This window comes from Micromonospora sp. NPDC005163 (assembly GCF_053599835.1).
The window spans coordinates 314719-332773 of sequence record NZ_JBSFYP010000001.1 but is presented as its reverse complement, the minus strand read 5'-3'; the positions used below and the strand labels follow the sequence as shown (position 1 = coordinate 332773).

Genomic DNA, 18055 nt, shown 5'->3' with positions numbered 1-18055 from the left:
ATCAGGCGCGGCTGATCGCGTTGGCGTGGATCGCCTCGTTCAGGTACGCCGCCAGCCCCGGGGCGATGTCCTCGTAGTGCCGGGTGAACCGCTCGTCGGCCAGGTACATGTCGGCCAACCCGGTGTGCACCTCGTACGAGCACTCGTAGAACCAGCGGCCGATGATCTGCCGGTGCTCCTCGGCCAGTTCCATCGCCTCGGGGCCGTCCGCCGGGGCGCCCGAGGCCAGCACCGCGACGATCCGCCGGCCCCAGTCCTCGTTCTCCGCCTTGATCCGCAGCCAGTCGTCCTTGGTGTAGCGCGACGCCCGCCGGTTCGACTCCCGGTACGCGTCGGTGTCGCCCCAGCGCTGCTCGGTCTCGGCCTCGTGCTCCTCGGGGTTGAAGTCACCGAAGACCTCGAACCGCTCCTCCGGAGTGAGTTGGATGTTCAACTTGCTCGCCTCCATCGCGAACTCGATCGCCGTGACCATCTCCTGCAACCGCTTGATCCGTACCGTCAGCAGCTCGTGCTGGCGGCGCAGGTGCGCGGCCGGGTCGGCCGCCGGGTCGTCGATGATGGCGGCGATCTCCTCAAGCGGGAAACCCAGCTCCCGGTAGTACAGGACGAGCTGCAACCGTTCCAGGTCCGCGTCGTCGTAGCGGCGGTAGCCGGCCGCGGTTCGCCCGCTCGGCGAGAGCAGCCCGATCTCGTCGTAGTGGTGCAGCGCTCGTACCGTCACGCCGGCGACCTTCGCGACCTGACCCACCGTGTACGCCATGGTTCCCCTCCCTTCCGGGAACCAGGCTCCCGCCTGCCGCTACGTCAGGGTCAAGGCCGATTCTGACCCACCGTGCCCGGGCCGCCCGGCCGCCCGTACAGATAGCCCTGACCGCGTGGGCAACCGATCGCGGTGACCGCCGCGTGCTGGCGCTCGGTCTCCACCCCCTCGGCGACCACCGCCAGGTCGAACGCGCCGGCCAGCCGGGTGACCATCTCCACCGTGGCGTACGCCCGCTCGTCCGCCCCCAGCCGGGCCACGAACGAACGGTCGATCTTCAGCTCGGTGGCCGAGATGCGGTGCAGGTAGCTCAGCGACGAGTAGCCGGTGCCGAAGTCGTCGATGGCGATGCCGATGCCCAGTTCCCGGAGCTGGCGCAGCCGCTCCAGCACCGCCTCGGTCCCCTCGATCAGCGCCGACTCGGTCAGCTCCAGGGTCAGGGCGCGCGGCGCCAGACCGGCGTCGGCGGTGGCCTCGGTGACCGTGGCGATCAGGTCCGGCCGACGCAGGTGCGCCGCGGAGATGTTCACCGCGATGGTCGCCTCCGGTGCCCGGTCCCGCCAGGTCGCCGCGGCCCGGCACGCCTCGTAGATGACCCAGCGGTCGATCGGCAGGATCAGCCCGGTCTCCTCCGCCAGCGGCAGGAAACGGGCCGGCGGCAGCGTCCCGAGCCGGGGGTGCCGCCAGCGCACCAGGGCCTCGGCGCTGCGCACCGCGCCGGTGGCCAGGTCGACGATGGGTTGGAACTCCAGGTGCAACTGCTCCTCGTCGACGGCCCGGCGCAGGTCGGCGATCAGCTCGGCCCGGGACACGGCCGACTCGCGCAGCGCCGGGGTGCACGTCCGGTACGCGGACTTCCCGGCCGCCTTGGCCGCGTACATGGCGATGTCGGCGTCGCGCAGCAGGTCGGTGTGGGAGGCGTGCTGCGGGCCGTACTCGGCGATGCCGATGCTCGCCGACGGATGCACGCCGACGTCCTCGTCTCCGTCAGAGGGTCGCAGGGCGTCCAGCAGCCGTTCGGCGAGTTGCTCCGGCGGCACCGGTGGGTCGCCGTGGACCAGCACTGCGAACTCGTCGCCGCCGAGCCGGGCGATGGTGCCGTCACCGTTGACCGCGGTCCGCATCCGGGCCGCCAGCCCGGTGAGCAGGGTGTCTCCGGTGGCGTGCCCGAACCTGTCGTTGACCTGCTTGAACCCGTCCAGGTCAAGCAGCAGCACGGCCACCGGGCGGCCGTCGCGCAGGGCTGTGCGCAGCCGCCGGTTGAACAACAGCCGGTTGGGCAGACCGGTGAGCTGGTCGCCGTACGCGAGCCGGCGCAGCCGGGCCACCAGCCGCAGGTTCTCGTTGGCGGCCAGCCCCTGGCGTACCGCGAGGGCCGCGACCAGCGCCATCATCGTCACGAAGAGCAGCTGCGGGGCCTGCCCGGTGGGCCGGCGGGCCAGGGCCACCGCGATGATCGCCCCACCCACCGGCAGGTACGGCAACGCCACCCGCCACCACGGCGGCGGCGACTCGGCCGTCTCGTCGGTGCCGTCGCAGTCCGGCGGCGGCGGGTACCCGGCGGCCAGGCCGATCAGCAGGTAACTCAGCGGCCAGCACAGGTCGATCAGATGACCGGCGGCGTAGTCGCCGCGCGCGACGAGCGAGACGTACCCGGCATCGGCGACCACCCGCATGGTGAGGCTGGCCGCGAGCACGCTCATCGGCCGCCACAGCGTTCGGGCCGGGCCGGCGACCGCGACCAGGATGGTGAGCTGCATCAGGTCGAACATCGGGTAGAGCAGTCCCAGCGTGCGGGCCGGGTCGGCCAGCTCGGCGGCGGCGACGTCACGGAACACCAGCACCCAGGCGATCGGCACCAGGGCCAGCGCGACGATCACCCCGTCCAGCAGCGCCCGGGCTCGCCCGACGGCGGTCCGGGGCGCGGAGGGTGAGCAGAGCAGCGCGGCGGTGCCGGTGAGGATGCCGGCGGTGAAGACCGCCCCGACCAGCGGGGTGTGCGGCAGGTCCCCGCCGCCGACCCGTTGCGCCGTCCAGATCGCCCGGCCGAGCGCGGCGAGCGCCATGGTGGCCGCGAGCAGCGTCCAGAACCGGCGCAGTGGAGCCGGGTGCCGGCGAGCCGCCCCGGCGCAGGCGCCGGTGGCCCAACCGGCGACCAGCAGCGCGCCCAGGTCGCTGACCAGCGCGGCGCCGGGTAGCGCGGCAACCAGCCAGAGCGCCTCCAGCACCACGACACCGGCCGCGGCGAGCAGGCCGGCGCGACCGGCCGGGGTTGGTACGACGGTCGTCGGTTTGGGTCCGTCCGACAGAGGGCCGACCGGCGGTGCCCCGGCCGACACGGGGCCGCTGGGGGGCGGGGCGGCGCGCGCTGAGTCGGCCTGCTTCACGTCCTGCGGCGGCACGATCGCTCCGGCTCCCTCTCATGCGGGCACCTCGACGGACGGTCCGGTCCCCGGCAAACCTGGAGAGCCTAGCCAGCGCCCGCGTGCCCTCGCCAGGGCCGAGCGGCGAGTTCCGGGCACCCCTGGCGGTCGCGTCCCCGACACTGCGGCCCCGGCAGCCCGGCCTTCCCGGTCCCGGCGGGCACGGCACCGCAGTGGGACCCGGCACGGCCGAACGCCCGACCCCCGTCATGCGGGTCGGGCGTTCAGTCGGTCGAGTGCCGATGGATCACTTCTCGTCGCTCTTCTCGTCGCTCTTCTCGTCGGCCTTGTCGTCGGCCTTGTCGTCGGCCTTGTCGTCGGCCTTGTCGTCGGCCTTGTCGTCGGCCTTGTCGTCGGCCTTGTCGTCGCCCTTGTCGTGGCCCTTGTCCGACTCCCGGTCCTCACCCTTGTCCGAGTTCCAGTCGTCGTCCTTGTCGGAGCCCCACTCGTCGTCCTTGTCGGAGCCCCACTCGTCGCTCTTGTCGGAGCCCCACTCGTCACCCTTGTCAGAGCCCCACTCGTCGCCCTTGTCAGAGCCGCTCTCGTCCCAGGCCCGGCTGTCGCTGGCGTCCCAGTTTCGGTCCTCGTCCTTCTTCTCCCGGTCCTCGTCGGTCTTGATTTGGCCCCGGATCTCGCCGTTCGGATACTTCTTGGTGTGCACGTTGACGTACGTGACACCGGCCTCGATCGCGTCGACGACTTCGTCGAACTCACCGGGTTCGATGCCCTGGTCGGCCGGGCCGACCACGTCATCCGGCTTGATCGTCCCCTTGATCGTGGCCGGAGCCTCGGGGCAGGCCTGGACGCCCTTCGACGGGCCACCCTTCCCGTCCTTGATGTTCGAGCACAGGAAGACCGCGATGCCGCCGCTCTGGTGCCGCCCACCGAAGTGGATGTGCGCCTGCTGGACGTCCTTCAGGTCGTCGTAGCTCAGCCGGTACGTGATCTCTTTGTTCCGCTCGTCGATCTTCGCCTCGAACCGCCCGTTCCCGGGCGTCGAGATCGTGAGCGGGTCCTCCTCGTAGCCGCTGAGTCTCGCCCGCACGGTCTCCTTCTTGTCCCGCCCCTTCTCATCCCGCGAGCCACTCCAGTCCCACGAGTCGTGCGATTCGCGCTTGTCGCCCGAATCGGCTCGCCCGTCGCCCATGGCCGCGGTTCCCACGGTGGTCGCGGCCACCGCCGCGCTGGCCGTTACCGCCAAAGCCCAGAGTCGAGTACGTCCCACCATCACTGCTGTTCCCTCCTAGACGAGGCCTGGGCCCGGTATCGGCAGGGGCACTTGACCACCCGTCAAGGGCGCAGGCACGCGAGGGCGGTTGGCGCCCTATGGTGAAATTGTTCCATGTTTGCCCGATACAGGAGCTGTCTTCCCTAATTCAGGCTGTCTTCCCTGATCCGACTGTCAGCGAGATTCATCGGGATTGCTCCGAATGGTCCGCTCTTCGGCCGCACGGGTGATTCGAGGGAAGGCAACGACGAAGCGCCTGACCGCTGATTCCAGCGGTCAGGCGCTTCGTTGCGGTGGTGCGCCGCGAGGTTCGAGACCTCCCGGCCGACCGGGCCCCGGGTCGGCCGGCGGCGACTACCAGCAACTGAGACAGGTCGTTGCCGCGATCCAGGCGGCCGATCAGCCGCCAGCCACCGGTATGGGCGGTGGAGGTGGGTGTGCGACGGAGGTGGTCAGCGGCCGGCGGAGCGGTTCCAGGGCGAGCGGGGCAGCGCGGTGCCGGCCAGCGGGCGGCGGGCACGGCGGCGTTTCCGCCGCCCGGGCGTGCAGGGCGCGCGCGGGACGGTGTGGACCGGAGCGCCGGCAGGCGGAGGTTGACGGCCGATCAGCCAACACAGGAAACGGGCCATCGGCGGTTCAGCCCACCGGTAGGCGCTCGGCGTCGGACCTGGAGATCTCGTACTGCGCCCCGCAGAACGTGCACTGCTGTGCGTACCGGGTGCGGATCGGGATGAGGGGGATGAAGAAGAGGGTGAACCTGGTCGACCGGCGGGTGATCACCTGCGCGGCGTGGTTGCCGCAGTTGCGGCAGACCTGCTGTGCGACACCCAAACGGTCGGCCTTGGTACGGAGACCAAAGATGAAGAACATCGCACGTCAGTACCCAATCCGGCCCGGTAAATCACCCGTGCGGCCACCGGAAGCGCGGCGAGCGCCGGCCCGTGGTGCGGTGGGCCGGCGCTCGCGGGAGCGGTTACCGCGTCAGCTGGCCGCTGCGGTGGGCTGGGGCTCCAGGCCGGGCACGTCGGCGGCGAGCCAGATCGGCTGCCAGTCCGGCACCTCGTGGAAGCGGCGCAGCTCCGCCAGGCCGGACACCGACCCGCTCCAGGCCGCGTACGGGGGGTTGCCCTCGTCGAAGCCGCTCTGCACGAAGGTCAGCGTGGTCCGGCCACCGGACTCGGCCAGCTCCCAGGTCGTGACGCCGGTGGGTCCCCAGTCGACGGACATCTTCCGGCCCGGCTCCAGGTCGACCACCTTGGCCGCGTACCCGGCGTCGAAGCCGCCCATGGCGTACCGGCCGCCGACCCAGGGCTCGATGCCGATCGGGTAGCCGAACCAGGCGCTGGCCTGCTCGGAGTCGGTCAGCGACTGCCACACCTTGTCGGCGGGGGCAGCGATGACCAGCTCGCCGCGCAGGTCGGCGGACGTGAAGTCGGTGCGCGGCAGCAGCGGCCGGCCCTCCAGGTGGGCGGCCAGGTTGGCGACGGCCAGCGCCCAGTAGGTCTGGAACACACCGCGGATGCTGGAGCCGCTCATCGCCTCAGCGAAGTCGAAGTGGCTCTGCGTCAGCGTCAGCACGGTGCTGTCCGCGCCCTCGGCGGTCAGCTGGAACTCGGTGGTGGTCTCCACCCCGTCCAGCAGCCAGGTGAAGCGCAGCGTGTGGTCGTCGGCGTGCAGCAGCCGCTGGTGCGGGGCGTCACCCTCGGGGGTGTACCGGCCCCAGAACTCGTACCGCTCGGGCAGCTCGACCTCGGCGTGCTCGGCCAGCCAGAGGCGCAGCTCGGCCGGGTCGGTCAGGGCCTGGCGGACGCGTCCGACGGGCGCCGAGAGGCGGGCCTGCACCTTCAATGGTTCACTCATGGTCGTTCCCTTTCGGATAGCAGGCCACGGCGAGCTTGAAGGCATCCCCTTCGCTGCCGCCGTAGCGGGTGAACAGGTCCTGAAGTGCGGTTTGCAGGTCGTGCAGGAACTGCTGGCGTTGCTCGGCCGGCACCCGGATCTCGCCGGAGACCCCGATCGAGGGCAGCTCGGGCGCCGCCCGGTCCAGGGCGGCGACGTCGGCCTGGACCTCTTCCATCAGGTCCAGCAGGTAGCCCAGGCTCAGCTCGTCACGGGCCCGGCGCAGCCCGATCCGGCCGACCAGCCGGGGCGAGAGCCAGTAGGAGCGGGCGACGGCCTGGTAGATGCCCTCGGTGATGCCGCGGACCTTGCGCTCGTTGACCAGCTCGACCAGGCCGGCCGCGACGAGCTGCTTGACGTGGTAGTAGACGCGCTGCGGCGTCTGGTCGAGTCGGGCCGCGACCTCGGTGCAGGTGCGCGGTTCGGCCAGTTGCCGCAGCACCTCGACGCGCTGCGGCTTGAGCAGGACCTCGGCCTGCTCGATCTGCTCCAGGTACAGGACGTCTCTCATGGCAAAATCAGTTTGTACGTACAAAACTTGTTTGTCAATCGCTTCGCGAGAAGCCGCGCCGACTTTTCGGCGCGGCTTCAGGCGGCGACGGTCAGGGCAGCCAGTCGGGCCGCAGCGGATAGCTGCTCCGGCCCTCCGGGCCGTTGTGGGTGGCCAGCACCTGGTGCAGCTGGATGCCGTTGCGCTCGAACGCCATCCGCGACCCGGCCATGTACAGCCCCCACACCCGGGCGGTGCCCGCACCCACCTCCGAGACGCAGAAGTCCCAGTGCTCGACCAGGTTGCGGCACCAGGCGGCCAGCGTCAGCGCGTAGTGCTGGCGCAGGTTCTCGTCGTGGTGCACCTCCAGTCCGGCGTCGTGCACCTCGCTGATCAGCCGACCCGGGCCGGCCAGCTCCCCGTCGGGGAAGACGTACCGGTCGATGAACGCGCCGGAGCGGTGCGGCGCGCGATTGTCCGCCCGCGTGATGCAGTGGTTGAGCAGCCGGCCGCCCTGCCGCAGCCGGTCGCGCAGAGCCCCGAAATAGGCCGGGTAGTTGCGCACCCCGATGTGCTCGGTCAACCCGATCGAGGAGATGGCGTCGAACTGCTCCGCGGGCGCGTCCCGGTAGTCCAGGTGCCGCACCTCGGCCAGCTCGGTCAACCCCTCCCGCTCGATCGCGGCCTGCGCCCACTGGGCCTGCGCCTTCGACAGGGTCACCCCGAGCGCCTTGACGCCGTACTCGCGCGCGGCGTGCCGCACCATGCCGCCCCAGCCGCAGCCCACATCCAAAAGCCGCATCCCCTTCTTGAGCGCCAGCTTGCCGGCGACCAGGTCGTACTTCGCCGCCTGGGCCTGCTCCAGCGTGTCCTCCGGAGACCGGAACACCGCGCAGGTGTACGTCATCGACGGGCCGAGCACCTTCTCGTAGAAGGCGTTGGAGACGTCGTAGTGGTGCGAGATCGCCGTGCTGTCGCGCACCCGCGAGTGCCGCAGCCCGTTCATCACCCGCTTCCAGCGCGGTTGCGCCTCCTGCGGCGGGGCCGGCGGCGGCAGCAGCCGCTCCCAGCCCAGCCCCCGGACCAGCGTCAGCCCATCGGCCAGCGACGGTGGGCGCAGCCGCAGCTCGTCCTTGAGCACCCGCAGCGCCTCGTACGGGTCGCCCGGATGCACCCCCTGCAACGCCAGGTCACCACTGACGTAGGCCCGGGCCATGCCCAGGTCGCCGGGGGCCGTGAGCAGGTACGACAACCCCCGCTCGGTACGGATCGACAGGGTGATGCCGGCATCGGTCGGGCCGACGGCGCTGCCGTCGTACCCGGTGATCCGCACCGGCAGCGGCCCCGCGGTGACCGCGCGGACGACATCCGCCACGGTCGGACCCGTATGCCGGCCCCCCGCCGGCGGGGTGGCGGGGACGCTCGCCGCCCCCTGATCTCGGTCGGTCAGGCTCATGCTCGTGCTACCGCCTTTTCGTACAGTCCCGTCAGCCGGTGGTCCGGGTCGTAGCGGTCCTTCACCGCGCGCCACGTGTCGCCGCCGTAGAGGCGATCGAAGGCGTCCCGGTCGTAGTACGCGTCGGAGTAGAGCGACTTGTGCCCGCCCGACTCCGACACCCTGCGTTCGATCGTGCGGTTGACGTCGCCGTCGGCGGCGCCGGACGCGATCGGCACGCTCCCCCAGAACCCAATGTTGACGTAGTCCTGCCCCGGCCGGAGGGGATACAGCGGCCACGACCGCGCCGAACCGGGACCCGCCGGCTCGCGCAACCGCAACGGACAGAGCCACACCGGGTTCATCCCCACCGCGCCGGCGAACCAGCGCAGGAAGTCGGCGGTACGTTCGAGCGGGATCTCCACGTCCTGCACCACCCGCTCCCGGGCCGGCTGGCCGCGCAGCCGGTCGATCCGGGCGGCCACCTGGTGCCGGTGCTCGAGCCGGACCAGTCGGTGGTAGACGTCGCTGCGCCGGTAGCGCGCCGGCCAGAGCCGCCGCATCACCGGGTGCTGGGCGCCGAACGCCGCCGAGCACCAGAACCAGTCGGTGTCCCAGCGCCACAGATAGTCGTACGCGGTGAGCACGTCACGGGTGCGTTGGCGCAGCGACCGGTAGTAGATCGCCTGGCCGGTGTAGTCGCTGGGCGGCTCGGCCGCGTCGGTGAACGTGGCCAGCACCAGGTACGCCTCGCCGGGGCTGAACATCACCCCGTCCATCGCGTCGACCGGTTCGCCGGCCCAGGACCGGGTCGCGGTCACCTCGGCGATCGCGTCGGTGAGCGCCTCCAGCCGGGTGAACCGGATGTTGCGCAACGCCACGTACCGGCCGATCGGTTGCAGCTCGATGCGGAGCCGGGTGGCGTAGCCGAGGCTGCCCAGGGAGTTGGGGAACGCGGTGAACAGGTCCGCGTGTTCGCCCTCCGGCCGGGCGGTGATGATCTCGCCGGAGCCGGTGAGCACGTCCAGCTCCCGTACCGACTCGTGTGGCAGGCCGTTGCGGAAGGAGGTCGACTCGATCCCGAGGCCGGTGACCGCCCCACCCAGGGTGATGGTGCGTAGCTGCGGCACCACCAGGGGCATCAGCCCGTGCGGCAGCGTCGCGTCGACCAGGTCCTCGTACGTGCACATGCCCTGCACGTCGGCGGTGCGCCCGGTCGGGTCGACCGACAGCACCCGGCCGAGGCCGCTCACGTCGAGGCCCGGGGTCCGGGGAGCGGACCGGGGGCGGAACAGGTTGGAGGTGCGTTTGGCGAGCCGGACAGGCTCGCCCGTGGGCACCGCGGCGTACGACCGCCGCAGCGTGTCCACCGCTTGATCATGGTCAAAGGAGTGATCCACACGCTCAGCGCGCATGTGATCACCTTACGCCCGTACCCCGGAAACCGTGGGATGCCGACGGTGGCCATTTCCCGTCCGGTGCCAGGCCCGACGGTTACCGTGGCGGGCATGCCGTCGCCCGCGATCACCGCCCTGGACTCCGCCGGCCTGCCCTACCGTCTGATCTCGCACGGCGCGGTCGGCAGCCTGGCGGAGGCCGCCGCCGTCCAGGGCGTGGCCGTCCCGGACGTGGTCAAGACGATCGTGGTCCGCCGCGGCGCGGACGACCACCTGTTCGTGCTCACGCCCGGCGACCGGGTCATCTCCTGGCCCAAGTTGCGCACCCTGCTCGGGGTGCACCGGCTCTCCATGCCGGACGCGGCGGGCGCGCTCGCCGCCACCGGCTACGAGCGCGGCACCATCACCCCGTTCGGCGCGAGCACCGCCTGGCCGGTGATCGCGGACGAGCGGCTGCACGGCCGGGAGATCACCCTCGGCGCCGGCGAGCGCGGCCTCGCCGTCGCGGTCGACGCCGACACCGCGATCGCCGCGCTCGCGGCCACCGTGGCCGACGTCACCGATCCACAGCCGACCCGCTGAGCCGCCGCGACCGCTGCCGCCGTCGGTGCCACGGCCTAGTCTGGGTCGTATGCCGAAAGCTGTGTGGAACGACCTGGTCGTCGCCGAGAGCGACGACACCGTGCTGGTGGAGGGCAACCACTACTTCCCCCGCTCCGCCCTGCGCGACGACCTGATCCGCGAGTCCGCGACGCACACCGTCTGCCCGTGGAAGGGCACCGCCTCCTACTACACCCTCGAGCACGAGGGCAGCACCAGCGAGGACGCGGTCTGGTACTACCCGGAGCCGAAGCCCGACGCCGAGATGGTGCGTGACCGGGTGGCGTTCTGGAAGGACGTCCGGGTCGTCGACTGACGTCGGGCTGGCATCGGCCCGCCGAGGTGGGTGGCGCCTCAGCCCCGGAAGCTCCAGGCCCGGGGCGCGGTCGCGGCGACCAGCACGGCTTCGGCCACCGGCTTACCCGGCCGCCGGCGCAGCAGCAGCGACAGCCCGGCCGCGCCGATCGACAGTCCGCCGGCCACGTACCAGGCCATGGCGTAGTCGCCGAGCTGGTCCCGGACCAGCCCCGCGCCGGTCGCCGCGACCGCCGCGCCGAGCTGGTGGGCGGCGAACACCCAGCCGAACACGACCGCCCCGGCGGTGCCGAAGTACTCCCGGCACAGCGCCACGGTCGGCGGCACGGTGGCCACCCAGTCCAGGCCGTAGAAGATGATGAACACCAGCATGCTGGGCTTGGCGGTGCCGGCGAACAGGGTCGGCAGCAGCAGCAGGGACGCCCCGCGCAGCGCGTAGTAGGCGCCGAGCAGCAGTCGGCTGTCCACCCGGTCGGTCAGCCAGCCGGAGGCGATCGTGCCGACGATGTCGAAGAGCCCGACCAGGGCGAGCAGCCCGGCGGCGGTGGTCTCGGGCATGCCGTGGTCGTGCGCGGCCGGCACGAAGTGCGTACCGACGAGGCCGTTGGTGGTCGCGCCGCAGATCGCGAACCCGCCGGCCAGCAGCCAGAACGGCCGGGTCCGGGCCGCGGTGGCGAGCGCGCCCAGCGCCCGGGTCGCCGCGCCGCCGGTCGCGGGTGGCGCCGCGACGACCTCGGTCGCGCCGTAGGCGGGCAGGTCGAGATCCGCCGGGTGCTCGCGCAGCAGCCACACCACCAGGGGTACGACCGCCAGCGCGGCTCCGGCCACGACGAGTGCCGCCGTACGCCAGCCGTGGTCGCGCACCAGAACCGCGATCAGCGGCAGGAAGACCAGCTGCCCGGCCGCCCCGCCCGCGGTCAACACCCCGGTGACCAGGCCCCGTCGGCGGACGAACCAGCGCCCGGTGACGGTGGCCACGAAGGCCAGCGCCATCGAGCCGGTGCCCAGCCCGACCAGCACGCCCCAGCAGAGCAGCAGCTGCCAGGAGGCGGTCATGAAGACCGTCAGCCCGCTGCCCGCGGCGACCAGCAGCAGCGCCACCGAGACCACCCGGCGGATGCCGAACCGGTCCATCAGCGCGGCGGCGAACGGCGCGGTGAGCCCGTAGAGCAGCAGGTTGACCGAGACGGCCGCGGAGATGGTGGCCAGCGGCCAGCCGAACTCCTCGTGCAGCGGGTGCAGCAGCACCGAGGGAGTGGCGCGGAAGCCGGCCGCGCCGACCAGCGCCACGAAGGCGACGGCGGCGACCAGCCAGGCGGGATGCAGGCGGCGGTTCTTTCTCACGCGGACCAGTCTGGGCGGCGCCGCCGGCACCGACGAGTGGCCGGAAAGCCATCATGCGCAATAATCGGGCCATGACCGTACGCCCGCACCGGATCGCCGTACTCGCCCTCGACCAGGTCGTCGGCCTGGACCTCGGCACCCCGTCCCAGGTGTTCAGCACTGCCCGGGCCGCCGACGGGACGTCCTTCTACGACGTGCGGATATGCACTCCGGGCGGCCAGCCCGTCCGCAGCACCGCCGGCTTCCAGGTGGTCCCGGACCACGGGCTGGAACTGCTCGACACCGCCGACACCGTGATCGTCGCGGGCATCCACGACGGCAGCGCGCTGACCTCGGGCACCGTCGAGCCGGAGGTGGCCGAGGCGCTGCGCTCGGCGTACGAGCGGGGCGTTCGGGTGATGTCGATCTGCACCGGGGCGTTCGTGCTGGCCGCCGCCGGGCTACTCGACGGGCGTCGGGCCACCACCCACTGGGCGTACGCGGAGCAGTTCCGCCGGCTGCACGACCGGGTGGACCTGGACCCGGGCGTGCTGTTCATCGCCGACGACCGGGTGCTCACCTCGGCCGGAGTGGCCGCCGGCATCGACCTCTGCCTGCACGTCATCCGCCTCGACCACGGCAGCGAGGTGGCCAACCGGGCGGCCCGCCGCTGCGTGATGCCGCCCTGGCGCGACGGCGGCCAGGCGCAGTACATCGAGCGGCCGGTGCCGAAGGCCACCGACACCAGCACCGCCGGCGCCCGGGAGTGGGCCCGGCAGCGGCTGCACGAACCGATCGCGCTGCGCGACCTGGCCGACCAGGCCCGGATGAGCGTGCGCACCTTCACCCGGCGCTTCCGCTCGGAGACCGGGCTGAGCCCCGCGCAGTGGCTGCTCCAACAGCGCACCGACCACGCTCGACTGCTGCTGGAGACGACCGACCTCACCGTCGACCAGATCGCCCACCGCTGCGGCTTCGGCACCACCGCCGCCCTGCGCCAGCAACTCCACCAGCGCATCGGCGTGGCCCCCTCCGCCTACCGCCGCACCTTCCACCCCCGCGCCGAGCCCGTCAGGAGCTGACGCCCGACCACCCGCCCACGGGGGTCAGGTGCGGAGCATGTGGAGTTGGGCCTGGTGTTTGGGGAGGTGGACGCGGGTGTGCAGGTCGAGGGTGCGCGACCAGGGCAGCGTGTCCTCGACGATGAGGTCGAAGCCCTCCCGCAGGTGGGTCTCGACCGGGGTTTCCGCGGCCAGGCCGAGCTGGTCGACCAGCTCGCACAGGCGGTCACTGGTGCCGTGCAGCAGCGCGGCCAGGCCACGCAGGCCACCCTGCTCGGCGACCAGCGCGTCGAGCTGCGGACGGTGCATGTCGTCCAGGTCGTAGTAGGCGAACGCCGACCCGGCCAGCAACGCCTCGGTGGCCTGGATCATCAGCTCGTCGTTGGCCACCAGGTGCGCCACGATCTGCTCGGCGCTGAGCTGCCCCTCCGGCGGCGGCCCGAACCCGGCCCCGTCGATCTCCGCGAACACCGCGTCGTACGCCCGCCGCAGCCCCCCGCTCTCCACACCCCCAGTCAACCCCGCCGGGCGGGGGTTAGCGGCGGGATTGGCGGGAGCGGAGGTAGTCGCTGACCACGTACTCGCCCAGGTCGTCGGTGTCCGGGGTGAACATCCGGCCTCGGCTGCGCCGGGCCACCGCGTCGACGAAGCGGCGCAGGCCCGGGTCGTCGCCGAGCATGAACAGGTTGAGGGTGGCGCCGTAGCGGCTGAGCCGGTCCACCTCGCGGACGGTCGCCTCGATCGTCTCCGGCAGCGGCGGCCAGTGGAACAGCGCTTCCCCGTCGTCCGGATCCAGGTGGGCGGTCGGCTCGCCATCGGTGACCACCAGCACCACCGGCTCGGCGTCCGGATGCCGACGCAGGTGCCGACCGGCCAGCCGCAGCGCGTGCTGGAGGTTGGTGCCCTGCTCCATGTCCGGCTCCACGGCGGCCAACTCCTGCTGACTGAGCGTCATCGCCTCCCGGCCGAAGCCGACGATCTGCAGGGCGTCCTGCGGAAAGCGCGTCTCCATCAGGTGCGCCAGCGCCAGCGCGGTCTGCTTCATCGGCCCCCAGCGCCCCTGGGAGATCATCGAGTACGAGAGGTCGACGCAGAGCACCACCGCCGCAGAGGCCCGCTTCTCGGTCTCCACCACCTCGAAGTCGTCCACCGCGAGCTGCACCGGCACGCTCGGCCCGGCCCGGCTCACCGCCCGGGTCAGCGTGCGGACCACGTCCAACGGCTGCTCGTCGCCGTACTGCCAGGGTCGGGACCCGCCGCTGACCTCGCCGGCGGCACCCGCCGAACGCAGATCATGCTGGCCCCGCGGCCCAGCGGTCAGGTCGGCGAAGACCCGCCGCAGCGCGGTCCCGCCGAGCCGGCGCAGCGCCTTCGGGCTCAGCGTGAGCCCGTCCGCGTCCCGGCTCACCCAGCCCTGCCGGCGTAGTTCCCGCTCCAGCTCACGCAGCCGGCGGACATCGTCGGCCGCGCTCCGGCCCAGCGTCCGGGCCACCGCGTCGACGTCCACGTCGTCCAGGGTGGCGCCGGGGTGTTCCTGGTCGAGCTGGTCCAGCAGGTCGTCCAGCTCGCCGATCTCGCCCAACGCGCCGGCCGCGTCGGCGTAGCCCAGCGGCTGCTCGCCCCGGACCCGCTCGCCGCGCCCCCACCGCAGGTCCGGCCGCAGCGCCCGCAGGTTGGCGTCGAGCGCGGACAGCTCCCCGGCAAGCTGGTCGCCGAGCGACTGCCGCATCAGCCCGGCCAGCTCGGCGCGCTGCCGGTCGGAGAGCGAATTCATCAGCCGCTCGCCCGCCGCCGAGCGCCGGGCCAGCACGTCGATCAACTCGTCGACGGTCTCCGGCCGCTCCGGGAAGAAGTCGCCGTGCCGGCGCATGAACTCGGCGAACGCGTCGGTGGTGTCCTCCGCGCGGCCGTGCCGGGCCAGCAGGTCGTTCAGGTCGCTCATCATCTCGGCGAGCCGCGCCTGGACGGCCGGGTCGGCGGAGGCGCGCACCGCGTCGCGCAGGCCGGCGAAGCGCTGGCCGAGCACGTCGCCGCGAAGCTGGTCGAGGATCTGCTGGTACGACTGCCGGGCGTCCGCGCTGGCCCACTGGTAGCCGGCCAGCTCCTCCACCGCCCGTGCCGTGGAGCGGGGCAGGTTGTCCAGCACCGACTCGGCGAACCGCGCGCCATCGTCGTCGCGGCCGCGCAGCTCGTCCCGCTCGGCGGCGAGGGCCTGGTCGAGCAGGGCCCGCGCCCGGGTCACCGCGCCGTCCAGGTCACCCCGGCGCAGCGCCTCCCGGCGCAGCCGGCGGGCCCGGGCGGCCAGGTCGTCCAGCCCGCCACGCCCCTGCGGACCACGGCGCAGCAGGTCGCGCAGTGCCTCCCGCAGGCTGCCGCCGGCCAGCACCTCGGCGCCGACCGCGTCCACCGCCTCGCGCACGTCGTACGGGGGCGCGAGCGGGTCGGGGCCGCCGCGCCACTGCCCGTACCGGAACCGGTTGCCGGCCACGGTCAGCCCCGGCCGCCGTAGACGGTGCGCCCGGAGTCGGTGACGTCCTTGCCGAGCCGGCGGGTCAGGTGCAGCCCCTCCAGCACGAACTCGACACCGGCGGCGGCCTCCTCCGGGGTGGGCGCGTCGCCCAGGCCGAGCCGGTCCAGCACCTTCGCCAGCCCGGGCACGGTGCCCACCTGGCGCAGCAGCTCGGCGGCGCCGACCAGCTCGCCGGTCTCGATCGCCGCGCCGTCCTCGACCAGGCCGGTGAAGCCGGACAGGTCCAGCCCGGCCAGGTGGGCGCGGAACGTCTCGGCGGTCGCGGTCCGCAGCAGGTGGGCCAGGATCTCGATCTCCCGCCCCTCCTCGCCGCTCTCGAACTCGACCTTGCCGCGCAGGGTGCTGGTCGTCGACACCGCGTCGCCGACCCGGGCCACCGCGGCCTCGGGGCGTCCTTCCGGGGTGCCGGTCGCGGCGAGCAGACCGGCACGGCGCAGCGCCGCACCGGCCACGGTCTCGGCGGCGGCGATGGCGAACCGGGCGGAGACGCCGGAGCGCGGGTCCACCGACGGTGACTCGCGCACCGCGCGGGCGAACCGGGCCAGGACCTCCAGGACGTGCTCCGGCACCTCGGCGACCAGGTCGGCCTCCTGCCGGATCAGCTCCAGCTCCAACTCCAGGTCGAGCGGGTAGTGGGTACGGATCTCCGCGCCGAACCGGTCCTTGAGCGGGGTGATGATCCGGCCCCGGTTGGTGTAGTCCTCCGGGTTGGCGCTGGCCACCAGGAGTAGGTCCAGCGGCAGCCGCAGCTGGTAGCCGCGGACCTGGATGTCCCGCTCCTCGAGGACGTTGAGCAGCGCCACCTGGATCCGCTCGGCCAGGTCGGGCAGCTCGTTGACGGCGAAGATGCCCCGGTTGGTACGGGGCACCAGCCCGAAGTGGATGGTCTCCGGGTCGCCGAGGGTGCGGCCCTGTGCGATCCGGATCGGGTCGACGTCACCGATCAGGTCACCGACGCTGGTGTCCGGGGTGGCCAGCTTCTCGCCGTAGCGCATCGAGCGGTGCAGCCAGCCGACCGGCTGGTCGTCGCCGGCCTCGGCCATCTGGGCGCGGGACGCCGGGGTGAGCGGGTGCATCGGGTGTTCGTTGAGCACCGAGCCGGGGATGACCGGGGTCCACTCGTCGAGCAGCGCACCGAGGGAGCGGATCAGCCGGGTCTTGCCCTGGCCCCGCTCGCCGAGCAGCACCATGTCGTGCCCGGCGAGCAGCGCCCGCTCGACCTCGGGCAGCACGCTGTCGTCGTAGCCGACGATGCCGGGGAAGCGGGCCTCGCCGGCACGCATCCGGGCCAGAAGGTTGCCGCGGAGTTCCTGCTTGACGGTGCGGTACTGGTGACCGGCCGCCCGAAGCGCGCCGAGCGTGCCGGGCAGGTCGGCCGGTGGAACCGGGATTACCGGGGAGGGCGCAGTCACCCGACCCACGCTAGCTCACATTCGCGGGGGCGCCCCGGCATCGGGGGGCACCCCCGCTCCCACCATCAGCCCCGACCGCAGCGCCGGCAGGCTCCGCGGCGGCGCAGGTGGTACGCGTAGGTGGCGGCACCGAGCGTCACCCCCCAGAACGGCCAGAGCAGCATCGGCGCCCCGGCCAGGCTGAACCCGTGGGTGAGCTGCCAGAACTCGGGGTTGCTGAGCAGCCCCAGGGTGGCCGCGGTCACCGCGACGGCGACCAGGGTGGCCGGCACCACGGCCAGCTTCACCGGCACCCGGCTGCCGGCCAGCCCGAGCATCCAGCGGGGGAACCGCTCGCCCCACCGCTGCACCAGCCCGAGGGTGAGGATCGCGCCGACGGTGGCGAACGCGCCCAGCCCGAACCCGGCCCACACAAGTCCGGTCTCGCGCATCTCGATCAGGAACTCCCGCGAGATGCCCAGCGGGATGCCGGCTGCCCAGGCGAACCGGGTCAGCGCGTACGCGAACGGGATGGCCGCGGCGATGCCGGCGGCCCACCGACCCCAGCGCGCAGCGGCGGCCGGGGTGGTCCAGCCCCGGTCGGTGTCGTGGCGGCCGCAGCCGACGCAGGCCCCGGCGGTGCGGCGCTGCCAGGCGAGCACCGCCCCGGCCAGCAGCAGCCCGCCGACGAGCGCGGCGAACCGGGCGAACAGCGCCCAGTTGAGGATTTCGGCGTAGTCGACGGGCGGCCAGCCGAACGGCGCCCCGATGATCAGCATCGGCAGGTAGCCGAGGATGACCAGCACCCGGGCGTCCGGAACGACCACGGCGAGCACGAACGCCACCGTCCAGCCGTATCCGGCGAGCAGCGCCCGCAGCGCGCCGGGCGGGCGTACGGCCGGACGGCTCATCGCCAGCGCCGCCACTGCGGCGGTCAGCAGCACCCCGGCGAAGAGCGGGGTGGCCAGCTGCACCGGCACCAGGCGCAGCAGGTTGACGTCGCCGCCGTGCGGGTCGTTCGCGCCGAACGGGTAGCCGGCGCCGGTGAGCGTGCCGAGCAGGGCGAGCACGCCCCACAGGCCGAGCCAGCCGGCGGCCAGCGGGGCCAGCCGGTCGGGCCATCGGGAGTCGGGACGGGGTCGGGAGGCAGTGATCGTCGTCATGCTCCCAGCCTCGACCGGTGGCCGGCCGGGCGGCTCCCGG

Annotated in this window: 16 protein-coding genes; 3 read left to right on the top strand and 13 right to left on the bottom strand. The window is 72.8% G+C overall.

Annotated elements, in window-relative coordinates:
* Position 1: 1 nt before the first annotated feature.
* The 8 genes from ACWD6N_RS01565 to ACWD6N_RS01530 form a co-directional block, all read right to left on the bottom strand.
* Positions 2 to 760 (bottom strand): MerR family transcriptional regulator, encoded by a 759-nt coding sequence (locus ACWD6N_RS01565; protein ID WP_450004362.1) that lies wholly within the window; start codon positions 758 to 760, stop codon positions 2 to 4.
* Between the two features lie 50 nt (positions 761 to 810).
* Positions 811 to 3162, bottom strand: coding sequence for a putative bifunctional diguanylate cyclase/phosphodiesterase (locus ACWD6N_RS01560; protein WP_450004361.1), 2352 nt, complete (start codon positions 3160 to 3162; stop codon positions 811 to 813).
* A gap of 268 nt (positions 3163 to 3430) precedes the next feature.
* A complete protein-coding gene (locus ACWD6N_RS01555) occupies positions 3431 to 4411 on the bottom strand; it encodes a CHRD domain-containing protein (RefSeq protein WP_450004360.1) in 981 nt (326 codons plus the stop codon).
* Positions 4412 to 5047: 636 nt separating this feature from the next.
* Complete coding sequence (locus tag ACWD6N_RS01550) at positions 5048 to 5281, bottom strand: zinc-ribbon domain-containing protein (protein ID WP_354962831.1); 234 nt, start codon at positions 5279 to 5281, stop codon at positions 5048 to 5050.
* Between the two features lie 111 nt (positions 5282 to 5392).
* On the bottom strand, positions 5393 to 6271 hold the full coding sequence (locus ACWD6N_RS01545) for an SRPBCC domain-containing protein (RefSeq protein WP_449937757.1): 879 nt from the start codon (positions 6269 to 6271) through the stop codon (positions 5393 to 5395).
* The gene (locus tag ACWD6N_RS01540) at positions 6264 to 6821 is read right to left on the bottom strand and encodes a helix-turn-helix domain-containing protein (RefSeq protein WP_354962829.1); all 558 of its coding nucleotides are present in this window, start codon (positions 6819 to 6821) and stop codon (positions 6264 to 6266) included. The genes ACWD6N_RS01545 and ACWD6N_RS01540 overlap by 8 nt, the downstream gene beginning before the upstream one ends.
* Before the next feature lie 91 nt (positions 6822 to 6912).
* A complete protein-coding gene (locus ACWD6N_RS01535; RefSeq protein ID WP_354962828.1) occupies positions 6913 to 8256 on the bottom strand; it encodes a class I SAM-dependent methyltransferase in 1344 nt (447 codons plus the stop codon).
* Positions 8253 to 9650, bottom strand: a complete 1398-nt coding sequence (locus ACWD6N_RS01530; RefSeq protein WP_354962827.1) for an FAD-binding oxidoreductase — start codon at positions 9648 to 9650, stop codon at positions 8253 to 8255. Before ACWD6N_RS01530 ends, ACWD6N_RS01535 begins: the two co-directional genes overlap by 4 nt.
* 93 nt (positions 9651 to 9743) lie before the next feature.
* Here ACWD6N_RS01530 and ACWD6N_RS01525 point away from each other — a divergent pair, with 93 nt between their 5' ends.
* A complete protein-coding gene (locus ACWD6N_RS01525) occupies positions 9744 to 10214 on the top strand; it encodes an aminoacyl-tRNA deacylase (protein WP_450004359.1) in 471 nt (156 codons plus the stop codon).
* A gap of 49 nt (positions 10215 to 10263) precedes the next feature.
* Positions 10264 to 10548 (top strand): DUF427 domain-containing protein, encoded by a 285-nt coding sequence (locus tag ACWD6N_RS01520; RefSeq protein ID WP_354962825.1) that lies wholly within the window; start codon positions 10264 to 10266, stop codon positions 10546 to 10548.
* Positions 10549 to 10586: 38 nt separating this feature from the next.
* On the opposite strand, the gene ACWD6N_RS01515 is transcribed toward ACWD6N_RS01520, so the two are convergent.
* Complete coding sequence (locus ACWD6N_RS01515) at positions 10587 to 11891, bottom strand: MFS transporter (RefSeq protein ID WP_354962824.1); 1305 nt, start codon at positions 11889 to 11891, stop codon at positions 10587 to 10589.
* Positions 11892 to 11944: 53 nt separating this feature from the next.
* On the opposite strand from ACWD6N_RS01515, the gene ACWD6N_RS01510 reads away from it, so the two are divergent.
* A complete protein-coding gene (locus ACWD6N_RS01510) occupies positions 11945 to 12952 on the top strand; it encodes a GlxA family transcriptional regulator (protein WP_387323493.1) in 1008 nt (335 codons plus the stop codon).
* 24 nt (positions 12953 to 12976) lie between these two features.
* Here ACWD6N_RS01510 and ACWD6N_RS01505 read toward each other — a convergent pair whose 3' ends face one another.
* The 4 genes from ACWD6N_RS01505 to ACWD6N_RS01490 are packed head-to-tail and all read right to left on the bottom strand — an operon-like array spanning position 12977 to position 18015.
* Positions 12977 to 13438: a hypothetical protein gene (locus ACWD6N_RS01505; protein WP_354962822.1), complete on the bottom strand. Its 462-nt coding sequence runs from the start codon at positions 13436 to 13438 to the stop codon at positions 12977 to 12979.
* 28 nt (positions 13439 to 13466) lie between these two features.
* Positions 13467 to 15419, bottom strand: coding sequence for a vWA domain-containing protein (locus ACWD6N_RS01500; RefSeq protein ID WP_354962821.1), 1953 nt, complete (start codon positions 15417 to 15419; stop codon positions 13467 to 13469).
* A 2-nt stretch (positions 15420 to 15421) separates the two neighbouring features.
* Positions 15422 to 16882, bottom strand: a complete 1461-nt coding sequence (locus tag ACWD6N_RS01495; RefSeq protein ID WP_354962820.1) for a sigma 54-interacting transcriptional regulator — start codon at positions 16880 to 16882, stop codon at positions 15422 to 15424.
* A 56-nt stretch (positions 16883 to 16938) separates the two neighbouring features.
* The gene (locus ACWD6N_RS01490) at positions 16939 to 18015 is read right to left on the bottom strand and encodes a hypothetical protein (protein WP_450004358.1); all 1077 of its coding nucleotides are present in this window, start codon (positions 18013 to 18015) and stop codon (positions 16939 to 16941) included.
* Positions 18016 to 18055: the final 40 nt, after the last annotated feature.